The following is a 21013-nucleotide window of genomic DNA, read 5'->3' on the forward strand; positions in this document are numbered from 1 at the left end:
TTCGGTGTCCGCGCGGACCGATCGTCGCCGGCTCGGCGGGGTGGCGGCATCCGACTGGTGTCGATGCCGCCACCCCGCCGAGATGGTGCGGACGGGCCGGTAAATGTCGCGGGTGCCGGGTAGGAATGCGGCATGGCTGAGCGACCGCTGATGAAGCTGACGACAACGGTGCTGGACGCGCCGTCCGCAGAGGACCTGGCCGCGTTCTACGAGCGGCTGCTCGGCTGGACCCGGCGCGAGAAGGAAGCCGATTGGGTCCTCCTCGCCCCGCCGGAGGGTGGCCACTGGCTGGCCTTCCAGGACGAGCCGGCCTACGTGCGGCCGGTATGGCCGGCCGGTCCCGGCGACCAGCAGATGTCTGTCCACCTGGACATCAAGGTCGGCGACCTGGAGGCAGCCGTGGCGTACGCGGTGTCCGTGGGCGCGACGCTGCCCGACTTCCAGCCGCAGGACGACGTCCGGGTGCTCCTCGACCCGGACGGTCACCCGTTCTGCTTCTACCTCTCATGACCGGCGGCGCCAGCGCGGCGGCTCGGGCGACCAGCCAGTACGCGACGACGACCGGCAACCTGATCGCCCGCATGGCGCTGCACGCGTACGGCACCAATCCGCAGAGCTGGTTCGCCTGGCTGGGCGAGCGGCTGCCACTGGCCGGGGACGTGCTGGAGGTCGGGGCCGGCACGGGCGAGCTGTGGCACCGGGTCGGCCACCGACCCCGGCTGACCCTCACCGACTTCTCGCCCGCCATGTGCGCGCGACTGCGCGAGGTGCCCGGCGCGCGGGTGCTGCGCTGCGACGCCACGCACCTGCCGTTCGGTGCCGGCGTAGCCGACGCGGTGATCGCCAACAGCATGCTCTACCACCTGGACGACCCGGATGCCGCGCTGCGCGGGTTCGCCCGGGTGCTACGCCCCGGCGGCCGGCTCACCGTCGCGGTGAACGGCCGCGACCACATGGCCGAGCTGAACGCGCTCGGCCCGGTGATCGGGTGTTCCGACCTGGCCGTCCGGTTCCACGACAAGAACGACGTCACCGCCGAGGCGACACCCGCACGGGTCGCCGCCCACTTCGACGACGTGACGGTCGAGCGCTACCCGGACGAGCTGGTGGTGCCCGCCGCCGAGCCGATCCTTGCGTACGTCGCCAGCATGATCGGGCCGCTCACCGCCGCACAGGAGGCGGCGGCCCGCGCCGCGATCGAGGCCCGCATCGACGCCGAGGGCGCCTTTCGGGTACGCAAGCACACGGTGCTGATCAGCGCGACGCGCGGCTCCCGCTGACCCGGACGAAGGCCCGCCAGGCGTCGGGTGTGAAGGTGAGCACCGGCCCGGCCGGGTCCTGCTGTCCCGCACCCGACCACCCCGGCCAGATCGCTCCGGTCAGCTCCACGAGGTCACCATCACCGATACGATGCCCGCGACATGACTGCGCCCGGGGACTTCGACCTGACGATGGACGAGTTGCGCGAGGTGGCGCGGTACGCGGTCCGCCACGCGGAGGACGTCCTCCCGGTCTACGAGCGGGCGGTCCCCGATGACCCGCGTCCCCGCGCGGCTGTCGACGCGGCCTGGACGTTCGCGCGCGGTGCCGCCCGGACGAGACTCCAGCGGGTCACGTCCCTCGACGCGCACCGGGCCGCCCGGTCCGCGCCCACCGAGGCCGCCCGCCTGGCCGCCCGGGCCGCCGGTGACGCCGCGGCGGCCGCGTACCTGCACCCGATCGCGAAGGCCACCCAGGTCGGCCACATCCTGCGGGCCGCCGCCAACGCCGCGCGTGTCGCCGAACTGGAGGCCGGCGGCGACGAGACCGTGGGCACGGCGGCGCTGGACGGGTACCGGCGCCTCGCCACCCCCGTGCTCGTCGACGTGCTGCGCCGCTATCCGCAGCTGACCGGCGGTGGCAGCCGGGTCGCCCGGCTGATGAGCAAACTGGACCACGACCTGCGCCAGGGCGCCGCCGGGCCGGAGGCCGCGTCGTGATCCTGCCGAAGGTCCGCGATCCCCGGTTCACCACGATCCGCCGGGGCGGCACGCTCACCGACGAGCACCACCACCTGCTGGCGCTCTGGGCCGCCACCTGCGCGGAGCACGTCCTCGGCCTGTTCGAGGCGGTCCGGCCGGACGACAGCCGCCCACGCGAGGCGATCGAGCACGCCCGCGCCTGGGTGCGGGGCGAGGTCAGGATGATGGAGGCGCGTGCGGCGGGTGGGCACGCCATGGGCGCGGCCCGGGACCTGCGCGGCGCGGCCCGCGACGCCGCGTACGCCGCCGGTCAGGCCGCCGTCGTGGCCCACGTGGCCGCCCACGAACTCGGCGCCGCCGCGTACGCGATCAAGGCGGTACGCGCGGCGGCGCCCGCCGGTCTCGCCGAGGCGGCCGGGCGGGCCGAGTGCCGGTGGCAGCGCGACCAGCTCCCGGCCGAGATCCGCGAGCTGGTCCTGGACGACCAGCGGCTGCGCAACGACATCTGCTGGTCGGTCTTCGACTGCTGACGCCGCTGCGCCGGTCAGCGCAGCACGGTGATCGCCGCGTCCGCCGTGACCTGCTTCCACGGCACCAGCACCACGGTGCCGTCGCGTTCCAGCACCTTCGCGTCGCTGCCCTCGGTGCCGGCCGACAGCGGTGCCTCGGCCACCACGCTCACCTTCCCGGTGGCCGCGTCGATCCGGACCAGCCGCGGGGCGAGGTCACGCCGGTCGCCCACCTCCCACGCCAGCACGCCCTGCTCGTCGAGGCGCACGAGTTCCACCTCGCTGTCGGTGTGCCCGGACGACACCCAACGCCGCTTCCCGGTGGTCAGGTCGATCGCCACCACCTGGTTGGCCTGGCGCATCTTGTCGCCGACCGGAGCGGACTCGGTGGGCAGGTACAGCGTGTCCGCGTCGGCCAGGTACGGCCGGACCTCCGGCCCGCTCACCGTGTTGGAACGGTTGACCGGCAGGTCGCTGAACCCCGTACCGTCGACGGGGTTGCCGAACGTGGCCCGCGCCCTGCCGGTGGCGTCGCGCGCGACGAACGTCTCGGTGACCAGACCGGGCCGGCTGACCAGCGGGTCGACGCTGAGCACCCCGTCGCTCTGCTGCGCGGCGGGCAGGTCCTGCTTCCAGCGCGGCTTGCCGGTGGCCGGGTCCAGGCCGAGCAGCGCGCCTTGGTCGCCGTCGCAACGCGCGGTGACCACCGCCTGGTCCCCGGCGGCCTGCGCCTGGGTCAGACGGCAGTCCCGGCCGGGCAGCAGGCGGTCCGCGTCGGTCTGCCACAGCCGCTTGCCGTCGGCCAGCGCGTAGCCGAGCACGCTCTCGCCACTGCGGACGACCACCTGCCCGGCGGTCACCGACAGGTCCGGGGCGACGATCTCGGAGCGGCCCGTCCGGCGTTCGACGGGGAACGTCGCCCGCCACGTCTGCGTGCCCCCGGCAGCGTCGAACCCGACGAGCGTGTCGCACGAGTCGGCGGAACCGAGCGCCACCACGCCCCGCCCCTCGGCGAGCGTCTGCGCGGCCGCGCACAGCGAGGACGCCTGCGGCGCGGGCACGCCCCACGCCTGGCCGCCGTCGCCGAGCCGGTAGGCGATGACGCCGTCCGGCTGCGCCCGCACCACCGCGTCGCCGATCAGCCAGGCGCCGAACATGTCCTGCCCGTCGTACGTCTTCAGCCCGTTGCGCTGGAGTTCCGGGAAGTCGAGCACCCACGCGGTGCGCAGCTTCTTCCCGTCGTCACCGCCGCCGACCAGCCGGGACACGCCGTAGGCGGTGCCGGCCGCGACCGCGAGCACCGCCACCAGGCCACCGGCGACGAGCAACGCCACGCGTCCGCGCCGCTTCGGCGCCACCGGCGGCGCACCGGCCGCACCCGGCCGGCCCGCCGGTGGGTACGCGGGCGGCTGCTGGTGCTGATGCTGGTACGTCATCGGTCGTCTCCGTTCCCGTCAGCGCGCCTGCGCGCGGACGTAGTCGGCCCAGCCGGCCTGGAACTCGTCGAGCGACACGCCCAGCACGTCCCGGGCGGCGCGGTCGGTCGGGGTGCCCGCGTAGACGGCCTCGACGAAGCGGAACAGTTTCGGCTCACCGTGCTTCTCGGCGAGGTGGTTCATCGCGGCGTGCCCGAGCCAGTAGTGGAAGCTCAGCCGGCCGGGGTCGTCCCAGTCGCCGTTGCCGGGCAGCGTGCCGTTCCACCCGTCGCGGACCAGCTTCCGGGCCTGCGCGGTGCGTTCGCTGGCACCGAGCGGGCGGCCGTGGAAGGCGACGTACTCGGCGAAGCCCTCGACCACCCACTCGTCGAGCTTGCTGAACTCGTCCACAGCGGTCAGGTCGGTGCGGGGTGTCATCAGGGAGTGCGCGATCTCGTGACGCAACACCATGCGGGCGTCGTTGTCGCCACCGGAGCGGGTGAAGTAGCGATCGGTGGTGTCCACCACGATGCGGGTGCCGCCGATCGTGGCCTTGCCGTCCTTCCGCTCGGCCGCGACCATGCCCAGCGAGATGCCCGCCTCGGTGGCCTTCTCGGTGCCGATTCGGTAGAGCGAGGTCATCTCGTCCTTGCCGTCGGCGAGCGTGACGACGAACTTGTCCGTCATCGGCTCGGGCGGCGCGTTGGCCCGCCACACGGCCAGGTTGCTCGTCACCGCCTTGTCGACGGCCGGGGCGTACCGCCTCGCCAGGTCGCCCCGGGCCGCGTCGGTGATGATCAGGGCGTACGGGGTCCGCTCGACGTGGATGTCCCGCCACTTGTCCCACGGCCCGGGGTAGTAGACGGTCTTCGAGTCGCCGTTGCCACCGGCCGGCGCTCCGGTCACAGCGACGACCCGGATCGGCGCGTCCTTGCCGGCGCGGACGATCGTCCACCGGTACCACTCGGAGACCGGGGCCCGGTCGAAGCCGTCCAACTGGTGCACGAACGAGACGTCGAGCTGGAACGTGACGCCCTGCCCGAAGGCGTCGCTCACGCGGCCCTGCTGCTCGACCGTCTCGTAGCGGGCCACCGACAGCGGCAACTTCATGAGGTTGCGGAAGAGCTGGGTCTGCCCGGCGATCAGATCCTTGCGGGCCGGATCGAACGCGGCCAGGTAGCCGTCCAGATCCTTGGCCGCGAGCGCCTTGCTGTGCCGGTCGAGCAGTCCGGCCAACTCGGCGTTCGTGACGGTGACGCCGTTCGCGCCGGCTGCCGCCTTCGGCGCGGGGGCGTCCTCGTCGTTGCCGCGCAGGCCCAGCCCGACGCCGACCGCCGTGCCGGCGCAGACCGCCAGCGCGAGTGCACCCGCCGCGAGCCCGATCCAGAGCCCACGGCGGGACTTCGGCGCCGGGGGCGGCGGCGCCCACGGCACCGGCTGCGCGGGCGGCGACACGCCGTACCGGGGGTCGGCGTGGCCGGGCGGTGGGTGCCCCTGCGTCATGTGGTTCCTCGCTCGTGCCGGGTGCGGGACCGGCCGGACGGTTCGCCCGGCCGGATGACGGCAGACATCATCCCCGGTCCGGGCGACGGATTCTGCCCCGCCGGTCGTGTCCGGTGGATTTGTCCCCTCGGGTGGCTGTCGTGAACAGGACGTCGAGACATCCGCCACGTCCGGGGTTCAGGGCCAGCGGGACCGGCCCGCGCGGTGACAGACTGTGCGACGCACTTCTGCCGGGACGTCTGAGGGAGGCGCCGTGCGCTGGCGCAGCTACGTGGCGGTGGGCGACAGCTTCACCGAGGGCATGGACGACGCGTATCCGGACGGCAGCTACCGGGGCTGGGCCGATCTGGTCGCCACCCGCCTCGCCGCCGAGGCCGGGCCCGACTTCGGTTACGCCAACCTGGCCATCCGCGGCCGGCTGTTCCCCAACGTGGTGGCCGAGCAGGTGCCGTCCGCGCTGGCCATGAAGCCCGACCTGATCAGCTTCGCGGCCGGTGGCAACGACGTGCTGCGCCGCAGCTTCGACCCGGACGCGTTCGTCCCCCGCTTCGACGCGGTCGTGCAGCGGCTGCGGTCCGGCGGCAGCGACGTGATCCTGTTCCGGTTCGCCGACGTGATGTCCCGGCTGCCCGGCCAGCGGCTGATGGCCCCGCGCGTGACGCTGCTCAACCGGGTCGTCGGCGAGGTGGCCGAGCGGCACGGCGCGATCCTGGTCGACCTGTACGCCGACGACACCTACCTCAACCCGCTGCTCTGGAGCACCGACCGGATCCACCTGTCGGCGGAGGGGCACCGCCGGGTCGCCGCGCAGGTGCTCACCGCGCTCGGCGTCGGCTGCGACGAGGAGTGGCTGCTGGTGCCGCCGCACCCGGCGCCCAGCCCGTGGCTCGCCGCGCGCGCCGCCGACCTGCGCTGGGCCGGCAAGCACCTGGCGCCGTGGATCAGGCGCCGGCTGACCGGGCGGTCCTCCGGCGACTTCATCACTGCGAAACGGCCGGTGCTCGGGCCGGTCGAGCGCGACTGAGCGTGCGTACCGTCCACGCCGCCGACCTGCTGCGGCTGACACCCGGCGACCCACCCCGCGCCGGGCTCGCCGTCGTGATCGCCGGTGACCGGGTCGAGGCGATCGTGCCCACGGCCGAGCTGTCCGGCGCGTACCCCCGGGTGCGGGTGCGGCGGTGGGCCGGCACGCTCGGGCCGGCGCTGGTGCACGACGGACCGCTACCAGCGGCGCCCACGCCCCGCGAGCGGGTGCACGCGCTGTTCCGGCTCGGTGTGGCCGCCGTGCTCGACGAACATGTCACCGATCCGGCGTTGCGGGCTGCCGCGGCCCGCAACGAGGTGTCGGTGCTGCCCGCTGCCCGGCCGCCCGCGCTCGTGACCGGCGGGCGCGCCGACCTCGCCGTGTTCGACGCGGACGGGTCCTGCCTGGCGACTGTGGTCGCCGGCCGCCTGGTGCACCGCCGCGCCTGACCGGCACCGCGCTCCGCGGATCCGGCGTACCTTGGGGATCATGCCTGTGCCGAGCGATCCGCATCCCCGCCTCCAGTCGTACGCCGACCCGCAGCGCCTGGTCACCACCGAGTGGCTGGCCGAGCACCTGGGCGACGAAGGGCTCGTGGTGGTCGAGTCCGACGAGGACGTGCTCCTCTACGACACCGGCCACATCCCCGGCGCCGTCAAGGTCGACTGGCACACCGAACTCAACGACCAGGTCACCCGCGACTACCTGGACGCCGCGAGCTTCGCCGAGCTGTGCGCCGCAAAGGGCATCGGGCGGGACGACACGGTCGTCTTCTACGGCGACAACTTCAACTGGTGGGCCGCGTACGCCCTCTGGGTCTTCTCCCTCTTCGGTCACCAGGACGTACGGCTGCTCGACGGCGGCCGGCAGAAGTGGATCGCCGAGGGGCGCGAGCTGACCCGGGACAAGGTGAGCCGGCCCCGCGCCTCGTACCCGGTGCCGGAGCGCAACGACGCGCCGATCCGGGCGTACCGGGAGCAGGTCATGGCGCACGTGGCGGCCGGCCGTCCGCTGGTGGACGTGCGGTCGCCCGGCGAGTACACCGGCGAGATGCTGCACATGCCGGACTACCCGCAGGAGGGCGCGCTGCGCGGCGGGCACATCCCGGGCGCGGTGAGCAAGCCGTGGAAGTCCGCCGCGAACGACGACGGCACGTTCAAGTCCGCCGACGAACTGCGCGCCATCTACGCCGACCAGCTCGGGCTGAGCCCGTCCGACGACGTGGTGGCGTACTGCCGGATCGGTGAGCGGTCCAGCCACACCTGGTTCGTGCTCCACCACCTGCTCGGGTTCCCGCAGGTGCGCAACTACGACGGCTCGTGGACCGAGTGGGGCAACCTGGTCCGGGCGCCCGTCGTGAAGGGCGACCAGCCCGGCGGCCTGACCCGCTGAACGTCCCGGCCGGTCCCGCCGTCACCGCGGCGGGGCCGGCCGCGTTCCAGGCCGGTCAGCGGGCGGCTATCGACAGCCGGCCGGGGACGTTGCTCGCCACCCAGTCGACGGCGCCGGTCTCCGGACGCCACCGGGCCAGCCCGGCGTCGTAGCGGAACAGCAGGTCACCGTCGGTGGTCCAGGCGTACACCTCGCAGCACCCCTTGGCCCGGCCCTCGCGTCCCAGGTCGAGCAGGCGGGTCACCGCCCCGGTGCGGGCGTCCAGGACCGCCACGCCCTCGGCGCCGCTCATCGTGCCGGCGGCACCTGCGGTGGTGGTCCACCCGGCCTGGCCGATCCGGTCGCCGCGCTGCCAGCCCCGCCCGTAGACCTCGTTCAGCTGGTAACCGGAGGGAAGCTCCCCGGTGGTCACCGGCCGTCGCTCCGGCGCGCCACCGGAGGCGGGGAACCGGCGTACGGCCAGACCGCCGTCCCCGGACCAGCCGCCCACTGTGAACAGATCACCGGGCCGGGCCGGCTCGGGCACGACGAGCGTCCACGGGTCGACCGGGAGCTTCCGCGTCTCCCCGGTGCGCCGGTCCAGCTCGTACGTGGTGTCGTTGTCCCCGACCAGCAGCCGGTCCCCGGCCCAGACCACGTGTTCCAGGTGGCCGGTGAGCGGATAGCGGCGGACCGCGCCGTCGGTCAGGCCGACCACGACGACCTCACCGGTCTGCGCGAACGCGGCGGTCCGGCCGTCCGGCGACAGGCTGCCCGGCTTGAGCGGAGTGGCCTCGTTGCCCTCGGCGTCGCGGGTGGGCGCGAGCGTCACCACGTCGAGTTCGCGGACCATACCGTCGTCACCCAGCACCCGGACCGGGCCGGCGTCGCCGGTCTCCGGGTCGACCGGCTGGTACAGCGCCAGCGCCCGGCTCACCGGCCGGTCGGAGAGGCGGTAGGCGACCCGGTCGCCGAGCCGGCCCAGCGGGTCGCCCGCCTGTCCGAGCCGGTCCGGGGGCCGCTGCACCACCGGGGCGCTCGGCGCCGACGTCACAGTCGGGCGGGGCGGTGCCGCAGGGGGCGGGCCGGAGCGGTGCAGCAGTGCCGTCGTACCGCCGCCGAGCAGGAGCACGGCGACGGCTGCTGCACCGGCGGCCCGGCGGGCGCGGCGGACCCGCCCGGCCCGGTCCCATCCGGCCTCGGCCGGCCGGGTCGGGCGGATCTCCTCGGCGGCCCGGGTCAGCAGCCGGGTCAGCTCGGGTTCGTTCACGGGTTCGCCTCCATCCCGGTCACCAGGCCGTCTCCGGACGTGCCGGGGGCGGGTACGACATCGCGCAGCTTGCGCAGCGCGTCGTGGCACTGGCTCTTGACGGTGCCGACGGTGACGCCGAGCGCCTCGGCGGTGGCGACCTCGGTCAGGTCCTCGAAGTAGCGCAGGACCACCACGGCCCGCTGGCGTGGTGGCAGCCGGTCCAGCGCCGCGCGCACGGTGAGCCGCAGCGCGGCGTCGGCGTCACTGCCCGGCCGGTCCGGTGGGTACGCACTGAGCCACTCGCGTCGCCGCCGTCGCCACCAGGAGACGGCGTCGCGGTAGAGGATGGCGCGCACGTACGCGGCCGGGTCGCCGTCGCGCACCGACGGCCAGCGCAGCGCCAGCTTGAGCAGCGCGTCCTGGAGCAGGTCCTCGGCCTGGTGGCGGTTCCCGCAGATCAGGTACGCGGCGCGCAGCAGCCGGTGCTGGTGCGACTCGACGAAGGCGAGGTAGTCCGCCCGCCCGTCGTCCGCGTTCCGCCCCATCCGGCTCCTCCTCCGTCACCGGCCAGACGCGCGGGACGGGGGCAAAGGTTGGGTCAGGTAGCGCTGAATCGTCGGGCCGACCCAGTCGGCCAGTTCCTCGGGGTCGAGGTCTGCCACCGGTGGCAGCCGGACGACGTACCGGGTGAGCGCGAGACCGAGGATCTGGCTGGCCACCAGACCGGCCCGGCGGTCGGCGGTCGCCGGGTCGGCACCGGACCGGGCCACCGCGGTGGCGAGCTGGCCGGCGAAGATCCCGCGCATCCGTTCGGCCGCGCCGGGGTTGGTGGCGGCGGCCCGGAGCAGGGCGACGAGTGTCCCGTCCGCCTCCCAGCGGCGGACGAAGTGCCGGGTCAGTGTCTCGCCGAGCCGGTCCGGCGGCACCTCGGCCAGGTCGGGCAGGCGCAGGTCGAACTCGGCCGCCGCCGCGAACAGCCCCTCCTTGCTGCCGTAGTAGCGCATCACCATCGACGGGTCGATGCGGGCGTCGGCGGCGATGGCCCGGATGGTGGCCCGGTCGTAGCCGTCGGCGGCGAAGCGTTCCCGGGCGGCGCGCAGGATGGCCGCCCGGGTGGCGTCCGAGCGGCGGGTGCGGGTGGCGGGTTCGGTCACGTCCACGACTGTAGGCCAACACGTGTTGACATCGGCTCTACAGTGAAGTCAACACGTGTTGGCAAACAGTTGTTGACCGAACCCGGAGGTGGAAGCGATGCTGCCCGAACGCACCGACGTCCTCGTGGTGGGAGCCGGGCCGACCGGCCTGGCGGTGGCGGTCACGCTCGCCCGGCACGGGGTGACCGCGACAGTCGTCGACCGGCTCGCCGAGCCGCCCGTCACCTCACGCGCCGCGGTCGTGCACGCCGGCACCCTGGAGGTGCTGGACCGGATCGGGGTCGCCGCGCCGCTGGCCGCGCGAGGGCTGCACTCGGCCCGGTTCAGCGTCCGCGACCGGGACCGGGTGCTGGTCACCGTCCCCTTCGACAGGTTGCCGTCGCGTTATCCGTACGCGCTGCTGATCTCCCAGGCCGACACCGAGGCGGTGCTCACCGACCGGCTCACCGCGCTCGGCGGGCGCGTGCTGCGGCCGTACGAGATGACCGGCCTGGACCTCGACGGCGACGGCGCCGTCGCGCGCTTCGACGGCGGCCGCGCGGTCCGGGCGCGCTGGGTCGTCGGCGCGGACGGGATGCACAGCCGGGTCCGCGAACTCGCCGGCATCGGTTTCGGCGGCCCGGCCGACCCCGGTGAGTCGTTCCTGCTCGCCGACGTCCGCGTGGACAGCGCGCTCCCGCGCGACCAGGTGAGCCTCTTCCTCTCCCGCCGGGGCCCGCTGGTCTGGGCGCCACTGCCCGACGGCACGGTCCGGCTGGTCGCCACAGTGGACGACGCACCGCGCGACCCGCAGGCGCACCACTTCCAGGCGCTGCTCGACGAGCGCGGCCCGGCGCGCCGGCCGGACCGGGTCACCGGCATGGCGTGGTCCTCCCGGTTCCGGATCCACCACCGGATCGCGAGCACCTACCGTCGCGGGCCGGTGCTGCTCGCCGGGGACGCCGCGCACGTGCACAGCCCGGCCGGCGGGCAGGGGATGAACCTCGGCCTGCGGGACGCGGTCGCCCTCGGCGACGCGCTCGCCGCCGGAGGGCAGGCCCTCGACCGGTACGCGGCCGACCGCCGCCCCCGCGCCGAGGAGGTGCTCGGCTTCGCCGCCGGCCTGACCCGCCTGGCCGCCGCCCCACCTTTCGCGCGCCCCCTGCGCAACGTGCTGCTCCGCCTCGTCTCCACCCTCCCCCCGGCCCGGCACCGCATCGCCACCCGCCTCGCGGGCTTCGAACCACCACCCCGCTGATCTTGCAGTTGCGGCCCTCGGCGGGTCCACTTTGTGCGCGTTCGCCCGGGCGGAAGGTGCAAGATCGGCGGGGAGGTGGGCGGAAGGGGGAGGGATGGAACGGGACGGACACTGTCGGCGCTGACCGGTACGGTGAGCGCCGAAAATCCGAACCGGGAGCGCGATTGGACCGCACCTTCCAGGTGGACCTCCGTGGCGTGGTCGACCTGCTCAGCCATCACCTCTACGGCAGCCCGCGGGTCTACGTGCGCGAGCTGCTCCAGAACGCCGTCGACGCGATCACCGCGCGGCGGTCCGCCGACCCGAAGGCCCCGGCGCGGGTCCGCATCGAACCGCCGGAGCTGACCGGCGACGGGACGCTCCGCGTACACGACACCGGCATCGGCCTGACCGAGGCGCAGGTGCACGAGCTGCTCGCCACCATCGGCCGCAGCTCCAAGCGCGACGAGCTGGGCTTCTCCCGGCACGAGTTCCTCGGCCAGTTCGGCATCGGCCTGCTCTCCTGCTTCCTGGTCGCGGACGAGATCCGGGTGGTCACCCGGCACACCGACGAGCCCACAGTGCTCTGGACGGGCTGGTCCGACGGGCGGTACGCGGTCCGGCTCGCCGAGCCGGACCAGGCCCGCGACGAGCCCGGCACCACAGTCACGCTGGTGCCCCGGCGCGACGCCGACCAGTGGCTCGGCGTACCCACAGTCACCGAACTGGCTCGCCTGTACGGCAGCCTGCTGCCGGTCGACGTCCGGGTCGGTGACACGCCGACCACGTCCGGCCCGCCGCCGTGGCCGACCACGCCCGGGGCGCCCGTCGACCGGGCCGCCCTCCAGCGGTACGCGCAGGAACTGCTCGGATTCGCCCCGTTCGACGTGGTGCCGCTGTCCGTGCCCGAGGCCGGCCTGACCGGCGTCGCGTTCATCCTGCCCGCCGCGGTGAACCCGGCGGCCCGGGCCGGGCACCGGGTCTACCTCAAGCGGATGCTGCTCAGCGAGCACGCCGACGGGCTGCTGCCCGAGTGGGCCTTCTTCGCCCACTGCGTGGTCGACGCCAGTGAGCTGCGCCCCACCGCCAGCCGCGAGGCGCTCTACGAGGACGGGCTTCTCACCTCCGTCCGGGACGCGCTCGGCGACCAGATCCGCGGCTGGCTGGTCCGGCTCGCCAAGCACGACCCGCGCCGGCTCGGCGAGTTCCTCCAGGTGCACCACCTCGGCGTCAAGGCGCTCGCGATGCACGACGACGAGATGCTGCGCCTGGTCGACCAGTGGTGGCCGATGGACACCAACGTCGGCACGATGACGCTCGCCGAGTTCCGGCAGCGGCACGGCGTGCTCCGGTACGCCGCCAGCCTGGACGAGTTCCGCCAGCTCGCCGCCGTCGCCGCCGCGCAGGAACTGGCAGTCGTCAACGGCGGCTACACGTACGACACCGAGCTGATCGAGCGACTGCCCGCAGTGGACCGCTCGGTGCTGATCGAGCGGCTGGAGCCGAGCGACCTGACCACCCGGTTCGAGATCCTCGACCCGGCGACCGAGCTGGCCCTGCGGCCGTTCCTCACCGCCGCGCAGCGGGCCCTGGAACGGCTCGGCTGCGAGGTCGTGATCCGCGCGTACGATCCGGTCTCGCTGCCGGCGCTCTACCTGGTGTCCCGGTCGGCCGCGTTCCACGACCAGCTCGCCGCCAGCCGGGACAAGGCCGACGAGCTGTGGGGCGGCGTGCTCGACGCGCTCGCCGCCTCCGCCCCGCCGGACCGCCCGCAACTCGTGCTCAACCACCGCAACCCGCTGGTCCGCCGGGTCACCACGCTCGCCGACCCGGAGCTGGTCGGGCTGGCCGTCGAGGCGCTCTACGGGCAGGCCCTGCTGCTCGGGCACCACCCGATCCGGGCGGCCGACGCCGCACTGCTGAACAGTTCCTTCCTCGGCCTGCTCGGCCGGGCCGTACCGGGAGAGACCCGTGACTGACGACGACCTCTGGCGGATGCACCACGAGATCGAATCCATGCCGTACGGCCCGGGGCAGATCGCCGCGCTGGAACAACTGCTGCGCCGCGCCGACGCGGGCGACGACAGGCACCTCGCCTTCGCCGCCCGGGTCACCGGCACCACCGCGTACGTCTACGGCGGCGAACCGGCGAAGTCCTTCGTCACGTTCTCCTGGTGCCTGGCCGAGTACGACAAGGATCCGCAGCCCTACCACCAGCGCTACACACACCAGTTGCTCTGGTTCTTCAAGTACATGGTCAACGCGATGGTGAAGTTCCCGGAGCTGCCGCTGGACCGGACGTACGCGGTCCTCGACGACATGGAACGGCGCTACCGCGACTCCGGGCACTCGCTCCAGGCCGTCTACAAGCACCGCTACCTGGTGGCCGCGCACCTGGGCGACGAGGAGGCGGCCGAGCAGTGGTACCGCAAGTGGATGACCACCCCGCGCGACACGCTCTCCGACTGCGCCGGCTGCGACCCGACCACGCAGGTCGCGCACCTGGTGCGGCACGGCCGGCACGAGGAGGCGGTGGCACTCGCCGAGCCGGTGCTCGCCGGGCGCCTCACCTGTAGCGAGCAGCCGCAGGGGATCCTCACCGCGCTGCTCACGCCCTACCGTGAGACCGGCCGTACCGACGCGGCGCGGGACGCGCACCGGGAGGCGTACCGGCGGGTGCGCGGCAACCTGGCCGACCTGTGGGACATCGCCGACCACGTCGAGTTCTGCACCGTGACCGGCAACGAGGCGCGGGCGCTGGAATTGGTCGAGCGGCACCTGGACTGGCTGGACCGGGCACCCACCCCTGCTGCCGCGATGCACTTCGCGGCCGCCGCCTCGGCGGCGCTGCGCCAGGTGCCGGCCGAGCTGACCGTGCACCGCCGCGCCTCCGGCGAGCGGCCGGCCGCCGACGTACCGGTGGGCGCGCTCGCCGACGAGCTGGCCGGTACGGCGACCGCGCTGGCCGAGCGCTTCGACGCGCGCAACGGCACCACGCACCAGTCCGGGTTGATCGCCCGCAAGCTGGCGGCCGGGCCGGTCGGTGAGCACCTGCCGCTGTCGGCGAGCCTGCGCCGCCCGGCGGTGCCCGCGCCGCGTACCGGCTCGGACGCGCCGGTGGCCTCTCCGCAGCCGGTGACGGTGCCCGCCGACGCCGGTGCCGACGAGCTGCTCGCGCTGGCCGAGGAGTGCTGGCGCACCAACCGCCGGGACGGCCTGGTCGCCGCGTTGCGCGCGTACGACGAGCGGTTCGGTGACGCCGACGTGCCGGCGACCACCCGGGCCTGGCGGCTGGAGCTGCGGGCCGGTGAGCTGTCCCAGGACGACGACGGCGTACCGGCGGCGATCGCTGTCAACCGGGAGGCGCTGGCCGCCTGGCGGGAGGTGCCGGATCCGCTGCGCGCCCAGGTGGTGGCCGGGCGGCTCGGTGTGCTGCTCAGCATGGTCGAGGAGAGCGCGGACGAGGGGATGACCCTGGCCCGCGAGTCGGCCGGATACCTGACCGAGCACGGTCAGCCGCGTGACCGGGCCGCCGGTTGGGACCGGCTCGCCCTGGCCCACGTGCACCGCGAGGAGTGGGCGGAGGCGCTCGACGCGCTCGACCGGGCCGAGGCGGAGGCGGACGCCGATCCGTGGCTGGCCGGACGGGTCGCGCTGCACCGCACGCACGTGCTGGAGCAGTTGGAGCGGGCCGAGGAGTTCCGGGACGCGGCGGTGCGGTCCCGCCGGCTGGCGAGTGAGCTGGGCGACGCCGAGATGCTCACCGGCGCCTGCCTGGCGTACGCCCGCTCCACCGACGACCCGGCCGAGGCGGTGGCCGCCTGCGACGAGGCGCTGTCCGTCGCACCGGCCGGCGCGTACCTGCCGCTGCGGGTGACCCGGGGCCGGGCGCTGATGGCCGCCGACCGGGCCGGCGAGGCGGTGGAGGATCTGGCCGAGGCGGTCACCCTCTGCGTCGAACAGGGGCTGGACGGCGACGCGCTGCTGCGCTGGGAGCTGGCCGAGGCGTACCGGGTGGCCGGGCGGCTGGCCGAGGCCGCCGAGGTGGCCGAGGAGGCGGTGCTCGGGCTCGACCGGGCGGGCGCGCAGGCCGAGGCGGACCGCTGCCGGCACATGCTGGCGGGCATCTACGCCGGTCTCGGCGAGACGGATCTGGCCCTCACGGTGCTCGACACGCTGGCCGAGAACCTGGACGGGCCGGACAATCTCCCGCACCGGGCGCAGGTGCTGGAGGAGTCCGGTGGCCTGCTCTACGACGCCGACCGGGACGCCCTCGCCGCGCAGCGGTTCGCGGCGGCGGCGACCGCCTGGCGGCTGGCCGGTTTCCAGGTGGACGAGCTGCGGGCCCGGCGGCGGGAACTGCTCGCCCTGCACTGGTCCGGCGACCTGCCGGCCGCGGTCGCCGCGATCGAGCGGGTGGACGAGGCGGCGGCCGTGCTCCCGGCCGAAGCAGACGAGGCGCCGGTGGTGACGTACGAGCGGGCGATGGCCGCCGACGCGGTGGCCCGGGTGCTGATCGGCGAGGACCGGCTGACCGCCGCGCTGGACCGGGTCGACGGCGTCCCGGAGCGCCTGCGGTCGATCGAGGCGTTCGGCGAGGCGGCGCAGGTCGAGGTGCTGACCGGCGAGCTGCTGCTGCGCGACGGGCGGCCGGAGCAGGCCGAAGGGCTGCTGCGCCCGGTCCTCGCCGGGCTGCCCACCGGTTCCCGCCCGGCCACGCAGGCCGCCTGGCTGCTGGCCCGCGCGCTCGACGAGCAGGGCCGGGAGGCCGAGGCGGCGAAGGTGCGCGCCGACCACGGCATCGAGGAGAACTGACACGACGGGCTGGGGCAACCGTTGGGTAACCGCGGCTGCCCCAGCTCGAACGCGAGGTCTAGGCTGGTCCGGTGGCGGTGGAACAGCAGGCACGGGGTGCGGCGGGTGCGGCCCGGCGCCGGTCCCGGCGGGACGAGATCCTGGAGATCGCGGTCGGCCTCTTCGCGGCGCGCGGCTACCACGGTGTGTCGATGGACGACATCGGCGCGGCGGCCGGTGTCACCGGTCCGGCGCTCTACCACCACTTCGCCGGCAAGGAGGCGATGCTCGCCGCCGCATTGATCCCGGTGAGCGAGGGGTTGCTCGCGGGCGGGCGGGACCGCGCCGCCGGCCATCCGGGTGACCCGCGTGCGGCGCTGGAGTCGCTGATCGACTTCCACGTCGACTTCGCGCTCGCCAACCCGGCGGTGATCGCGTTGCACCTGCACGAACTGGACCGCCTCCCGGACGAGCCGCGCCGCCGGATCCGCCGGCTCCAGCGGATGTACGTCGAGGAATGGGTCACCGTGCTGACCGCGCTGCATCCCGGCCTGCCCGACGGCGCGGCCCGGGTGCTCGCCCACGCGGCGTTCGGCCTGATGAACTCGACGCCGTTCCTCGGCGGCGAGGTGGACCGCCGGCGCCGTGCCGAACTGCTGCGCGGCGCGACCCTCGCGGCCCTGCTCGCGCCCACCGACCCGACCTGACACGCCGCGCGTACCTTAACGCGTGTTAAGAAGAGACCCCGGCTTTGCGTCGAGAAGGGGTCACGTCCGTGCAGAAGATGATCGAATCGTTGTTGGTCGCGAATCGGGGGGAGATCGCGCGGCGGATCATTCGCACCGGTAGGCGGCTCGGGATCCGGACGATCGCGGTGCACTCGGAGGCCGACGCCGCGCTGCCGTTCGTGACCGAGGCCGACGAGGCGGTCTGCGTGGGCCCGGCGAACCCGGCCCAGAGCTACCGGAACGTCGAGGCGATCCTCGACGCCGCCCGCAGCACCGGCGCGGAGGCGATCCACCCCGGCTACGGCTTCCTGTCCGAGAACGCGGACTTCGCCCGTACCGTCGAAGGGGCCGGCCTGATCTGGGTCGGGCCCGGCGCCGATGCGATCAGCGCGATGGGCGACAAGATCAACGCCCGGAACCTGATGGCGGCGGCCGGCGTGCCGGTCGCGCCCGGCACCACCGAACCGGCGAGCGACCTGGACGCTGCGGTCGCCGCCGCCGCGGAGATCGGCTACCCGGTGATGGTCAAGGCCGCCGCCGGTGGTGGCGGCATGGGCATGGGCGTGGCCGCCGACGAGGCGGCGCTGCGCACCGAGTACGACAAGGTCCGCGCGTTCGCCGAGCGGATGTTCGGCGACGGGTCGGTGCTGATCGAGCGGTACTTCCCCCGGGTGCGCCACGTCGAGGTGCAGATCCTCGGCCTGGCCGACGGCCGGGTGGTGGCGCTCGGCGAGCGGGAGTGCTCGGTGCAGCGGCGCAACCAGAAGCTGGTCGAGGAGTCGCCGTCCCCGGCGGTGTCGCCCGAGCTGCGCGAGCGGTTCCTGGCCGCGGCGGTACGGGCCGGCGAGGCGGTCAACTACCGCAACGCGGGCACCGTCGAGTGCTTGCTCGATCCTTCGACGCAGGAGTTCTTCTTCCTGGAGATGAACACGCGGCTGCAGGTCGAGCACCCGGTCACCGAGTACGTCTACGGCGTCGACCTGGTCGAGGAGCAGTTGCGGGTGGCGTCCGGCCTGGCGCCGACGTTCGACCCGGACGCGCTCACCCCGCGCGGTCACGCCATCGAGCTGCGGATCAACGCCGAGGACCCGAAGCGCTTCATGCCCGGCCCGGGCGCGATCGCCACCTGGAACGAGCCGTCCGGCACCGGCGTGCGGGTCGACTCCGGCTACGTCGCCGGCAACACCGTCACGCCGTTCTACGACAGCCTGATGGCCAAGCTGATCCTCACCGGCGACACCCGCGAGGAGGCGGTCGAGCGGGCGCGGGCGGCGGTCGCCCAGTTCGAGATCGTCGGCCCGAAGTGCAACCTGCCGTTCTTCGCCGAGCTGCTGGAGAACCCGGAGTTCCTCTCCGGCGACTACGACACCGGCATCGTCTCCCGGATGCGCTGACCTTCGACCCAGTGAGGTGAATCTGATGGCGGAACTTCCAGGCTCGGTGAGCATCCGTGAGGTCGGTCCCCGCGACGGCCTCCAGAACGAGGAGCCCATCCCCACCGACGCGAAGGTGCGGCTGCTCGACGCGTTGTCCCGCACCGGGGTACGGCGCGTCGAGGCGGTCTCCTTCGTCCACCCGAAGGCGATCCCGCAGATGGCCGACGCCGACGAGGTGTGGCAGCGGGCGGAGAGGGTCGACGGCGTGCGCTACTCCGCCCTGGTGCCGAACACCCGTGGCGCGCAGCGGGCGCTGGCTGCGGGCTTCACCGAGATCGAGGTGGTGGTCTCGGCCAGCGACACGCACAACCGCCGCAACGTCAACCGCTCCACCGACGAGTCGCTGGACGACATCGCCGAGCTGATCGACCTGCTGCACGGCGCGGGCGCCACCGCCGAGGTGATCGTGGCGACGAGCTTCGGCTGCCCCTACGAGGGCGACGTGGACCCCCGCCGGGTGGCCGCGATCGTCGACCGCGTCGCCCGCGACGGCGCGGACCGCGTCGCCTTCGGCGACACCACAGGCATGGGTACGCCCCGGCGCGTCCGCGAACTGGTCACGGCGGTCCGGGACCGTAACGCCCACCTGCCGGTGCTGCTGCACTTCCACAACACCCGGGGTACCGCCCTGGCGAACATGCTCACCGCGATGGAGTTGGGCGTCACCGAGTTCGACGCCAGCGTCGGCGGCCTCGGCGGCTGCCCGTACGCGCCGGGTGCCAGCGGCAACCTGGCCACCGAGGAGGCGGTGCACATGCTGCACGACATGGGCATCGACACCGGCATCGACCTGGACGCCCTGATCGCTGCCGCCGAACTGGCCGAGACCCTGGTGGGCAAGAAGCTCCCGTCCGGAGTCCTCCGAGCCGGCCCCCGAACCCGCCTGACCCCCCACCCCTCCTGACCGTTTCCGCGTTGATCAAGGAGTTTGTGTCCTCATTCGGCCGCGTGGAGGACGCAAACTCCTTGATCACGGGAGTGGATGGGTGGGGGGCGAGGAGCGGGTCGCCGGAGAGGGCGGCGGTGGGGTAGCCTAACGATCGTTCAGGTCGGTGGGCGCCCTGTGCGGGGGCCGTGGCAACGGGAGTCGGCGTGACGCTCGACGGTGAGGCTCTGGAGCAGCTACGCAAGCGCGCCCGCGCCGGAGGTGCGGACAAGTACCACGCGGCGAACGCCGCGAAGGGGAAGCTGTTCGCCCGCGAGCGCGTGGCCTACCTGGTCGACGAGGGCTCCTTCGTCGAGGACGGGCTCTACGCCAACGCGATGGCCGACGGGCTGCCCGCCGACGGCGTGGTAACCGGCACCGCCACCATCGACGGCCGCCAGGTCTGCCTGATGGCGAACGACTCCACGGTCAAGGCCGGCAGCTGGGGCGCGCGTACCGTCGAGAAGATCATCCGGATCATCGAGCGGGCGTACGCCACCGGCGTCCCGATGGTCTACCTGGTCGACTCGGCCGGCGCCCGGATCACCGACCAGGTCGACCTGTTCCCGGGCCGGCGCGGCGCCGGCAAGATCTTCTGGAACCAGGTCCGCGCCTCCGGCTCGATCCCGCAGGTCTGCGCGCTGTTCGGGCCGAGCGCGGCCGGTGGGGCGTACATCCCGGCGTTCTGCGACGTGGTCGCCATGGTGGACGGCAACGCCAGCATGTACCTCGGCTCCGACCGGATGGTCGAGATGGTCACCGGCGAGAAGACCACGCTGGAGGCGATGGGCGGCGCCAAGGTGCACTGCGCCGAGTCCGGCGTGGGGCACTTCCTCTGCAAGACCGAGAACGATGCGCTCGACGTGGTGCGGACGTACCTGTCGTACCTGCCGTCGAACTGGAAGCAGGACCCGCCCGCCGCCGAGGCGGTGGCCGCGCCGGAGAAGGCCGACCTGGCCGCGCTGGTCCCGGCCAGCGAGCGGCAGGCGTTCGACATGCGCCGGTACGTCAAGGGTCTGCTCGACTCCGGCAGCTTCTTCGAGATCCAGGCGCTGTGGGCCAAGGAGCTGACCATCGGGTTCGGCCGGCTGAACGGCGAGGTCGTCGGCGTGGTCGGCAACAACTCGATGTTCAAGGGCGGCGTGCTCTTCGTCGACTCGGCCGACAAGGCGACCCGGTTCGTGCAGCTCTGCGACGCGTTCAACGTGCCGCTGCTGTTCCTCAGCGACGTGCCCGGGTTCATGGTCGGCAGCGCGGTGGAGAAGCAGGGCATCATCCGGCACGGCGCCAAGATGATCACGGCGATCTCCGAGGCGACCGTACCCAAGATCTGTGTGGTGGTCCGCAAGGCGTACGGCGCCGGTCTCTACGCGATGGCCGGTCCCGGCTTCGAGCCGGACGCCACGATCGCGTTGCCCACCGCGAAGATCGCGGTGATGGGCGCGGAGGCCGCCGTCAACGCGGTCTACGCCAACAAGATCGCCGCCATCTCCGACGAGGCCGAGCGGGCCGCGTTCGTGGCCGCGAAGCGCGAGGAGTACGAGCGCGACATCGACGTCGTCCGGCTCGCCAGCGAGCTGGTGGTGGACGCCATCGTCGAGCCGCACGAGCTGCGCGCCGAGCTGGTCCGCCGGTTCGCCGCCGCGCGCGGCAAGGAGCGGCACTTCTCCCGGCGCCGACACGGCGTCACCCCGGTCTGACCGACCCACGCCCGCCCCGGGTCCG

General features: G+C 73.8%; 20 protein-coding genes. 14 read left to right on the top strand and 6 right to left on the bottom strand.

Translation table 11 applies throughout. The features are described from left to right. The first annotated feature begins 132 nt into the window (after positions 1–132). Positions 133–510 carry a VOC family protein gene (locus O7546_RS29050; protein ID WP_194800261.1) on the top strand — a complete coding sequence of 126 codons (378 nt, stop codon included), beginning with the start codon at positions 133–135 and terminating at the stop codon, positions 508–510. After that, positions 507–1280, top strand: a complete 774-nt coding sequence (locus tag O7546_RS29055; protein WP_281600263.1) for a class I SAM-dependent methyltransferase — start codon at positions 507–509, stop codon at positions 1278–1280. The genes O7546_RS29050 and O7546_RS29055 overlap by 4 nt, the downstream gene beginning before the upstream one ends. Here the strand turns inward: O7546_RS29055 and O7546_RS30800 are convergent. Then, a complete protein-coding gene (locus O7546_RS30800; protein ID WP_194800259.1) occupies positions 1255–1389 on the bottom strand; it encodes a DUF397 domain-containing protein in 135 nt (44 codons plus the stop codon). The genes O7546_RS29055 and O7546_RS30800 overlap by 26 nt on opposite strands. Positions 1390–1421: 32 nt before the next feature. Between O7546_RS30800 and O7546_RS29060 the strand changes: the two genes are divergently transcribed. Then, positions 1422–1979: a putative immunity protein gene (locus O7546_RS29060; protein WP_194800258.1), complete on the top strand. Its 558-nt coding sequence runs from the start codon at positions 1422–1424 to the stop codon at positions 1977–1979. Next, on the top strand, positions 1976–2491 hold the full coding sequence (locus O7546_RS29065) for a putative immunity protein (protein ID WP_194800257.1): 516 nt from the start codon (positions 1976–1978) through the stop codon (positions 2489–2491). The genes O7546_RS29060 and O7546_RS29065 overlap by 4 nt, the downstream gene beginning before the upstream one ends. Before the next feature lie 14 nt (positions 2492–2505). Here O7546_RS29065 and O7546_RS29070 read toward each other — a convergent pair whose 3' ends face one another. Together O7546_RS29070 and O7546_RS29075 are read right to left on the bottom strand one after the other, a co-directional pair. Next, positions 2506–3906, bottom strand: coding sequence for a PQQ-like beta-propeller repeat protein (locus O7546_RS29070; RefSeq protein WP_281600264.1), 1401 nt, complete (start codon positions 3904–3906; stop codon positions 2506–2508). An 18-nt stretch (positions 3907–3924) separates the two neighbouring features. Then, on the bottom strand, positions 3925–5388 hold the full coding sequence (locus O7546_RS29075) for a hypothetical protein (RefSeq protein ID WP_281600265.1): 1464 nt from the start codon (positions 5386–5388) through the stop codon (positions 3925–3927). 253 nt (positions 5389–5641) lie between these two features. On the opposite strand from O7546_RS29075, the gene O7546_RS29080 reads away from it, so the two are divergent. Genes O7546_RS29080 through O7546_RS29090 form a run of 3 tightly spaced genes read left to right on the top strand, consistent with a single transcriptional unit; the run spans position 5642 to position 7804 of the window. Further along, entirely contained in the window at positions 5642–6412 is a 771-nt protein-coding gene (locus O7546_RS29080; protein WP_194800254.1) for an SGNH/GDSL hydrolase family protein, read from the top strand. A 2-nt stretch (positions 6413–6414) separates the two neighbouring features. Next, on the top strand, positions 6415–6861 hold the full coding sequence (locus tag O7546_RS29085; protein WP_194800253.1) for a hypothetical protein: 447 nt from the start codon (positions 6415–6417) through the stop codon (positions 6859–6861). 40 nt (positions 6862–6901) lie between these two features. Beyond that, the gene (locus O7546_RS29090; RefSeq protein WP_194800252.1) at positions 6902–7804 is read left to right on the top strand and encodes a sulfurtransferase; all 903 of its coding nucleotides are present in this window, start codon (positions 6902–6904) and stop codon (positions 7802–7804) included. A gap of 55 nt (positions 7805–7859) precedes the next feature. Here the strand turns inward: O7546_RS29090 and O7546_RS29095 are convergent, their stop codons facing one another. The 3 genes from O7546_RS29095 to O7546_RS29105 are packed head-to-tail and all read right to left on the bottom strand — an operon-like array spanning position 7860 to position 10195. Beyond that, positions 7860–9053 carry a hypothetical protein gene (locus tag O7546_RS29095; protein ID WP_194800251.1) on the bottom strand — a complete coding sequence of 398 codons (1194 nt, stop codon included), beginning with the start codon at positions 9051–9053 and terminating at the stop codon, positions 7860–7862. Further along, positions 9050–9580, bottom strand: a complete 531-nt coding sequence (locus O7546_RS29100; RefSeq protein WP_194800250.1) for a SigE family RNA polymerase sigma factor — start codon at positions 9578–9580, stop codon at positions 9050–9052. Before O7546_RS29100 ends, O7546_RS29095 begins: the two co-directional genes overlap by 4 nt. A 15-nt stretch (positions 9581–9595) precedes the next feature. Next, positions 9596–10195, bottom strand: a complete 600-nt coding sequence (locus tag O7546_RS29105) for a TetR family transcriptional regulator (protein ID WP_194800249.1) — start codon at positions 10193–10195, stop codon at positions 9596–9598. A gap of 91 nt (positions 10196–10286) precedes the next feature. On the opposite strand from O7546_RS29105, the gene O7546_RS29110 reads away from it, so the two are divergent. From O7546_RS29110 to O7546_RS29140, 7 genes are all read left to right on the top strand, one after another. After that, on the top strand, positions 10287–11426 hold the full coding sequence (locus O7546_RS29110; RefSeq protein WP_281600266.1) for an FAD-dependent monooxygenase: 1140 nt from the start codon (positions 10287–10289) through the stop codon (positions 11424–11426). A 164-nt stretch (positions 11427–11590) separates the two neighbouring features. After that, positions 11591–13384, top strand: coding sequence for an HSP90 family protein (locus O7546_RS29115; protein WP_281600267.1), 1794 nt, complete (start codon positions 11591–11593; stop codon positions 13382–13384). After that, positions 13377–16220: a hypothetical protein gene (locus tag O7546_RS29120; RefSeq protein ID WP_281600268.1), complete on the top strand. Its 2844-nt coding sequence runs from the start codon at positions 13377–13379 to the stop codon at positions 16218–16220. The genes O7546_RS29115 and O7546_RS29120 overlap by 8 nt, the downstream gene beginning before the upstream one ends. Before the next feature lie 71 nt (positions 16221–16291). Next, positions 16292–16906, top strand: coding sequence for a TetR/AcrR family transcriptional regulator (locus tag O7546_RS29125; RefSeq protein ID WP_135242640.1), 615 nt, complete (start codon positions 16292–16294; stop codon positions 16904–16906). Between the two features lie 77 nt (positions 16907–16983). Next, entirely contained in the window at positions 16984–18321 is a 1338-nt protein-coding gene (locus O7546_RS29130; protein ID WP_269698178.1) for a biotin carboxylase N-terminal domain-containing protein, read from the top strand. 25 nt (positions 18322–18346) lie between these two features. After that, a complete protein-coding gene (locus tag O7546_RS29135; RefSeq protein ID WP_281600269.1) occupies positions 18347–19267 on the top strand; it encodes a hydroxymethylglutaryl-CoA lyase in 921 nt (306 codons plus the stop codon). Positions 19268–19455: 188 nt separating this feature from the next. Further along, positions 19456–20988 carry an acyl-CoA carboxylase subunit beta gene (locus tag O7546_RS29140; RefSeq protein WP_281600270.1) on the top strand — a complete coding sequence of 511 codons (1533 nt, stop codon included), beginning with the start codon at positions 19456–19458 and terminating at the stop codon, positions 20986–20988. Positions 20989–21013: the final 25 nt, after the last annotated feature.

Source organism: Micromonospora sp. WMMA1976, from assembly GCF_027497335.1.
GTDB classification, from domain to species: domain Bacteria; phylum Actinomycetota; class Actinomycetes; order Mycobacteriales; family Micromonosporaceae; genus Micromonospora; species Micromonospora aurantiaca.

Excerpts from the sequence above, each read along its gene's own strand:
- O7546_RS29055 (WP_281600263.1), top strand. The coding sequence starts at position 507 with ATGACCGGCGGCGCCAGCGCGGCGGCTCGGGCGACCAGCCAGTACGCG.
- O7546_RS29110 (WP_281600266.1), top strand. The coding sequence starts at position 10,287 with ATGCTGCCCGAACGCACCGACGTCCTCGTGGTGGGAGCCGGGCCGACC.
- O7546_RS29135 (WP_281600269.1), top strand. The coding sequence starts at position 18,347 with ATGGCGGAACTTCCAGGCTCGGTGAGCATCCGTGAGGTCGGTCCCCGC.
- O7546_RS29090 (WP_194800252.1), top strand. The coding sequence starts at position 6,902 with ATGCCTGTGCCGAGCGATCCGCATCCCCGCCTCCAGTCGTACGCCGAC.
- O7546_RS29070 (WP_281600264.1), bottom strand. The coding sequence starts at position 3,906 with ATGACGTACCAGCATCAGCACCAGCAGCCGCCCGCGTACCCACCGGCG.
- O7546_RS29060 (WP_194800258.1), top strand. The coding sequence starts at position 1,422 with ATGACTGCGCCCGGGGACTTCGACCTGACGATGGACGAGTTGCGCGAG.
- O7546_RS29100 (WP_194800250.1), bottom strand. The coding sequence starts at position 9,580 with ATGGGGCGGAACGCGGACGACGGGCGGGCGGACTACCTCGCCTTCGTC.
- O7546_RS29050 (WP_194800261.1), top strand. The coding sequence starts at position 133 with ATGGCTGAGCGACCGCTGATGAAGCTGACGACAACGGTGCTGGACGCG.
- O7546_RS29075 (WP_281600265.1), bottom strand. The coding sequence starts at position 5,388 with ATGACGCAGGGGCACCCACCGCCCGGCCACGCCGACCCCCGGTACGGC.
- O7546_RS29130 (WP_269698178.1), top strand. The coding sequence starts at position 16,984 with ATGATCGAATCGTTGTTGGTCGCGAATCGGGGGGAGATCGCGCGGCGG.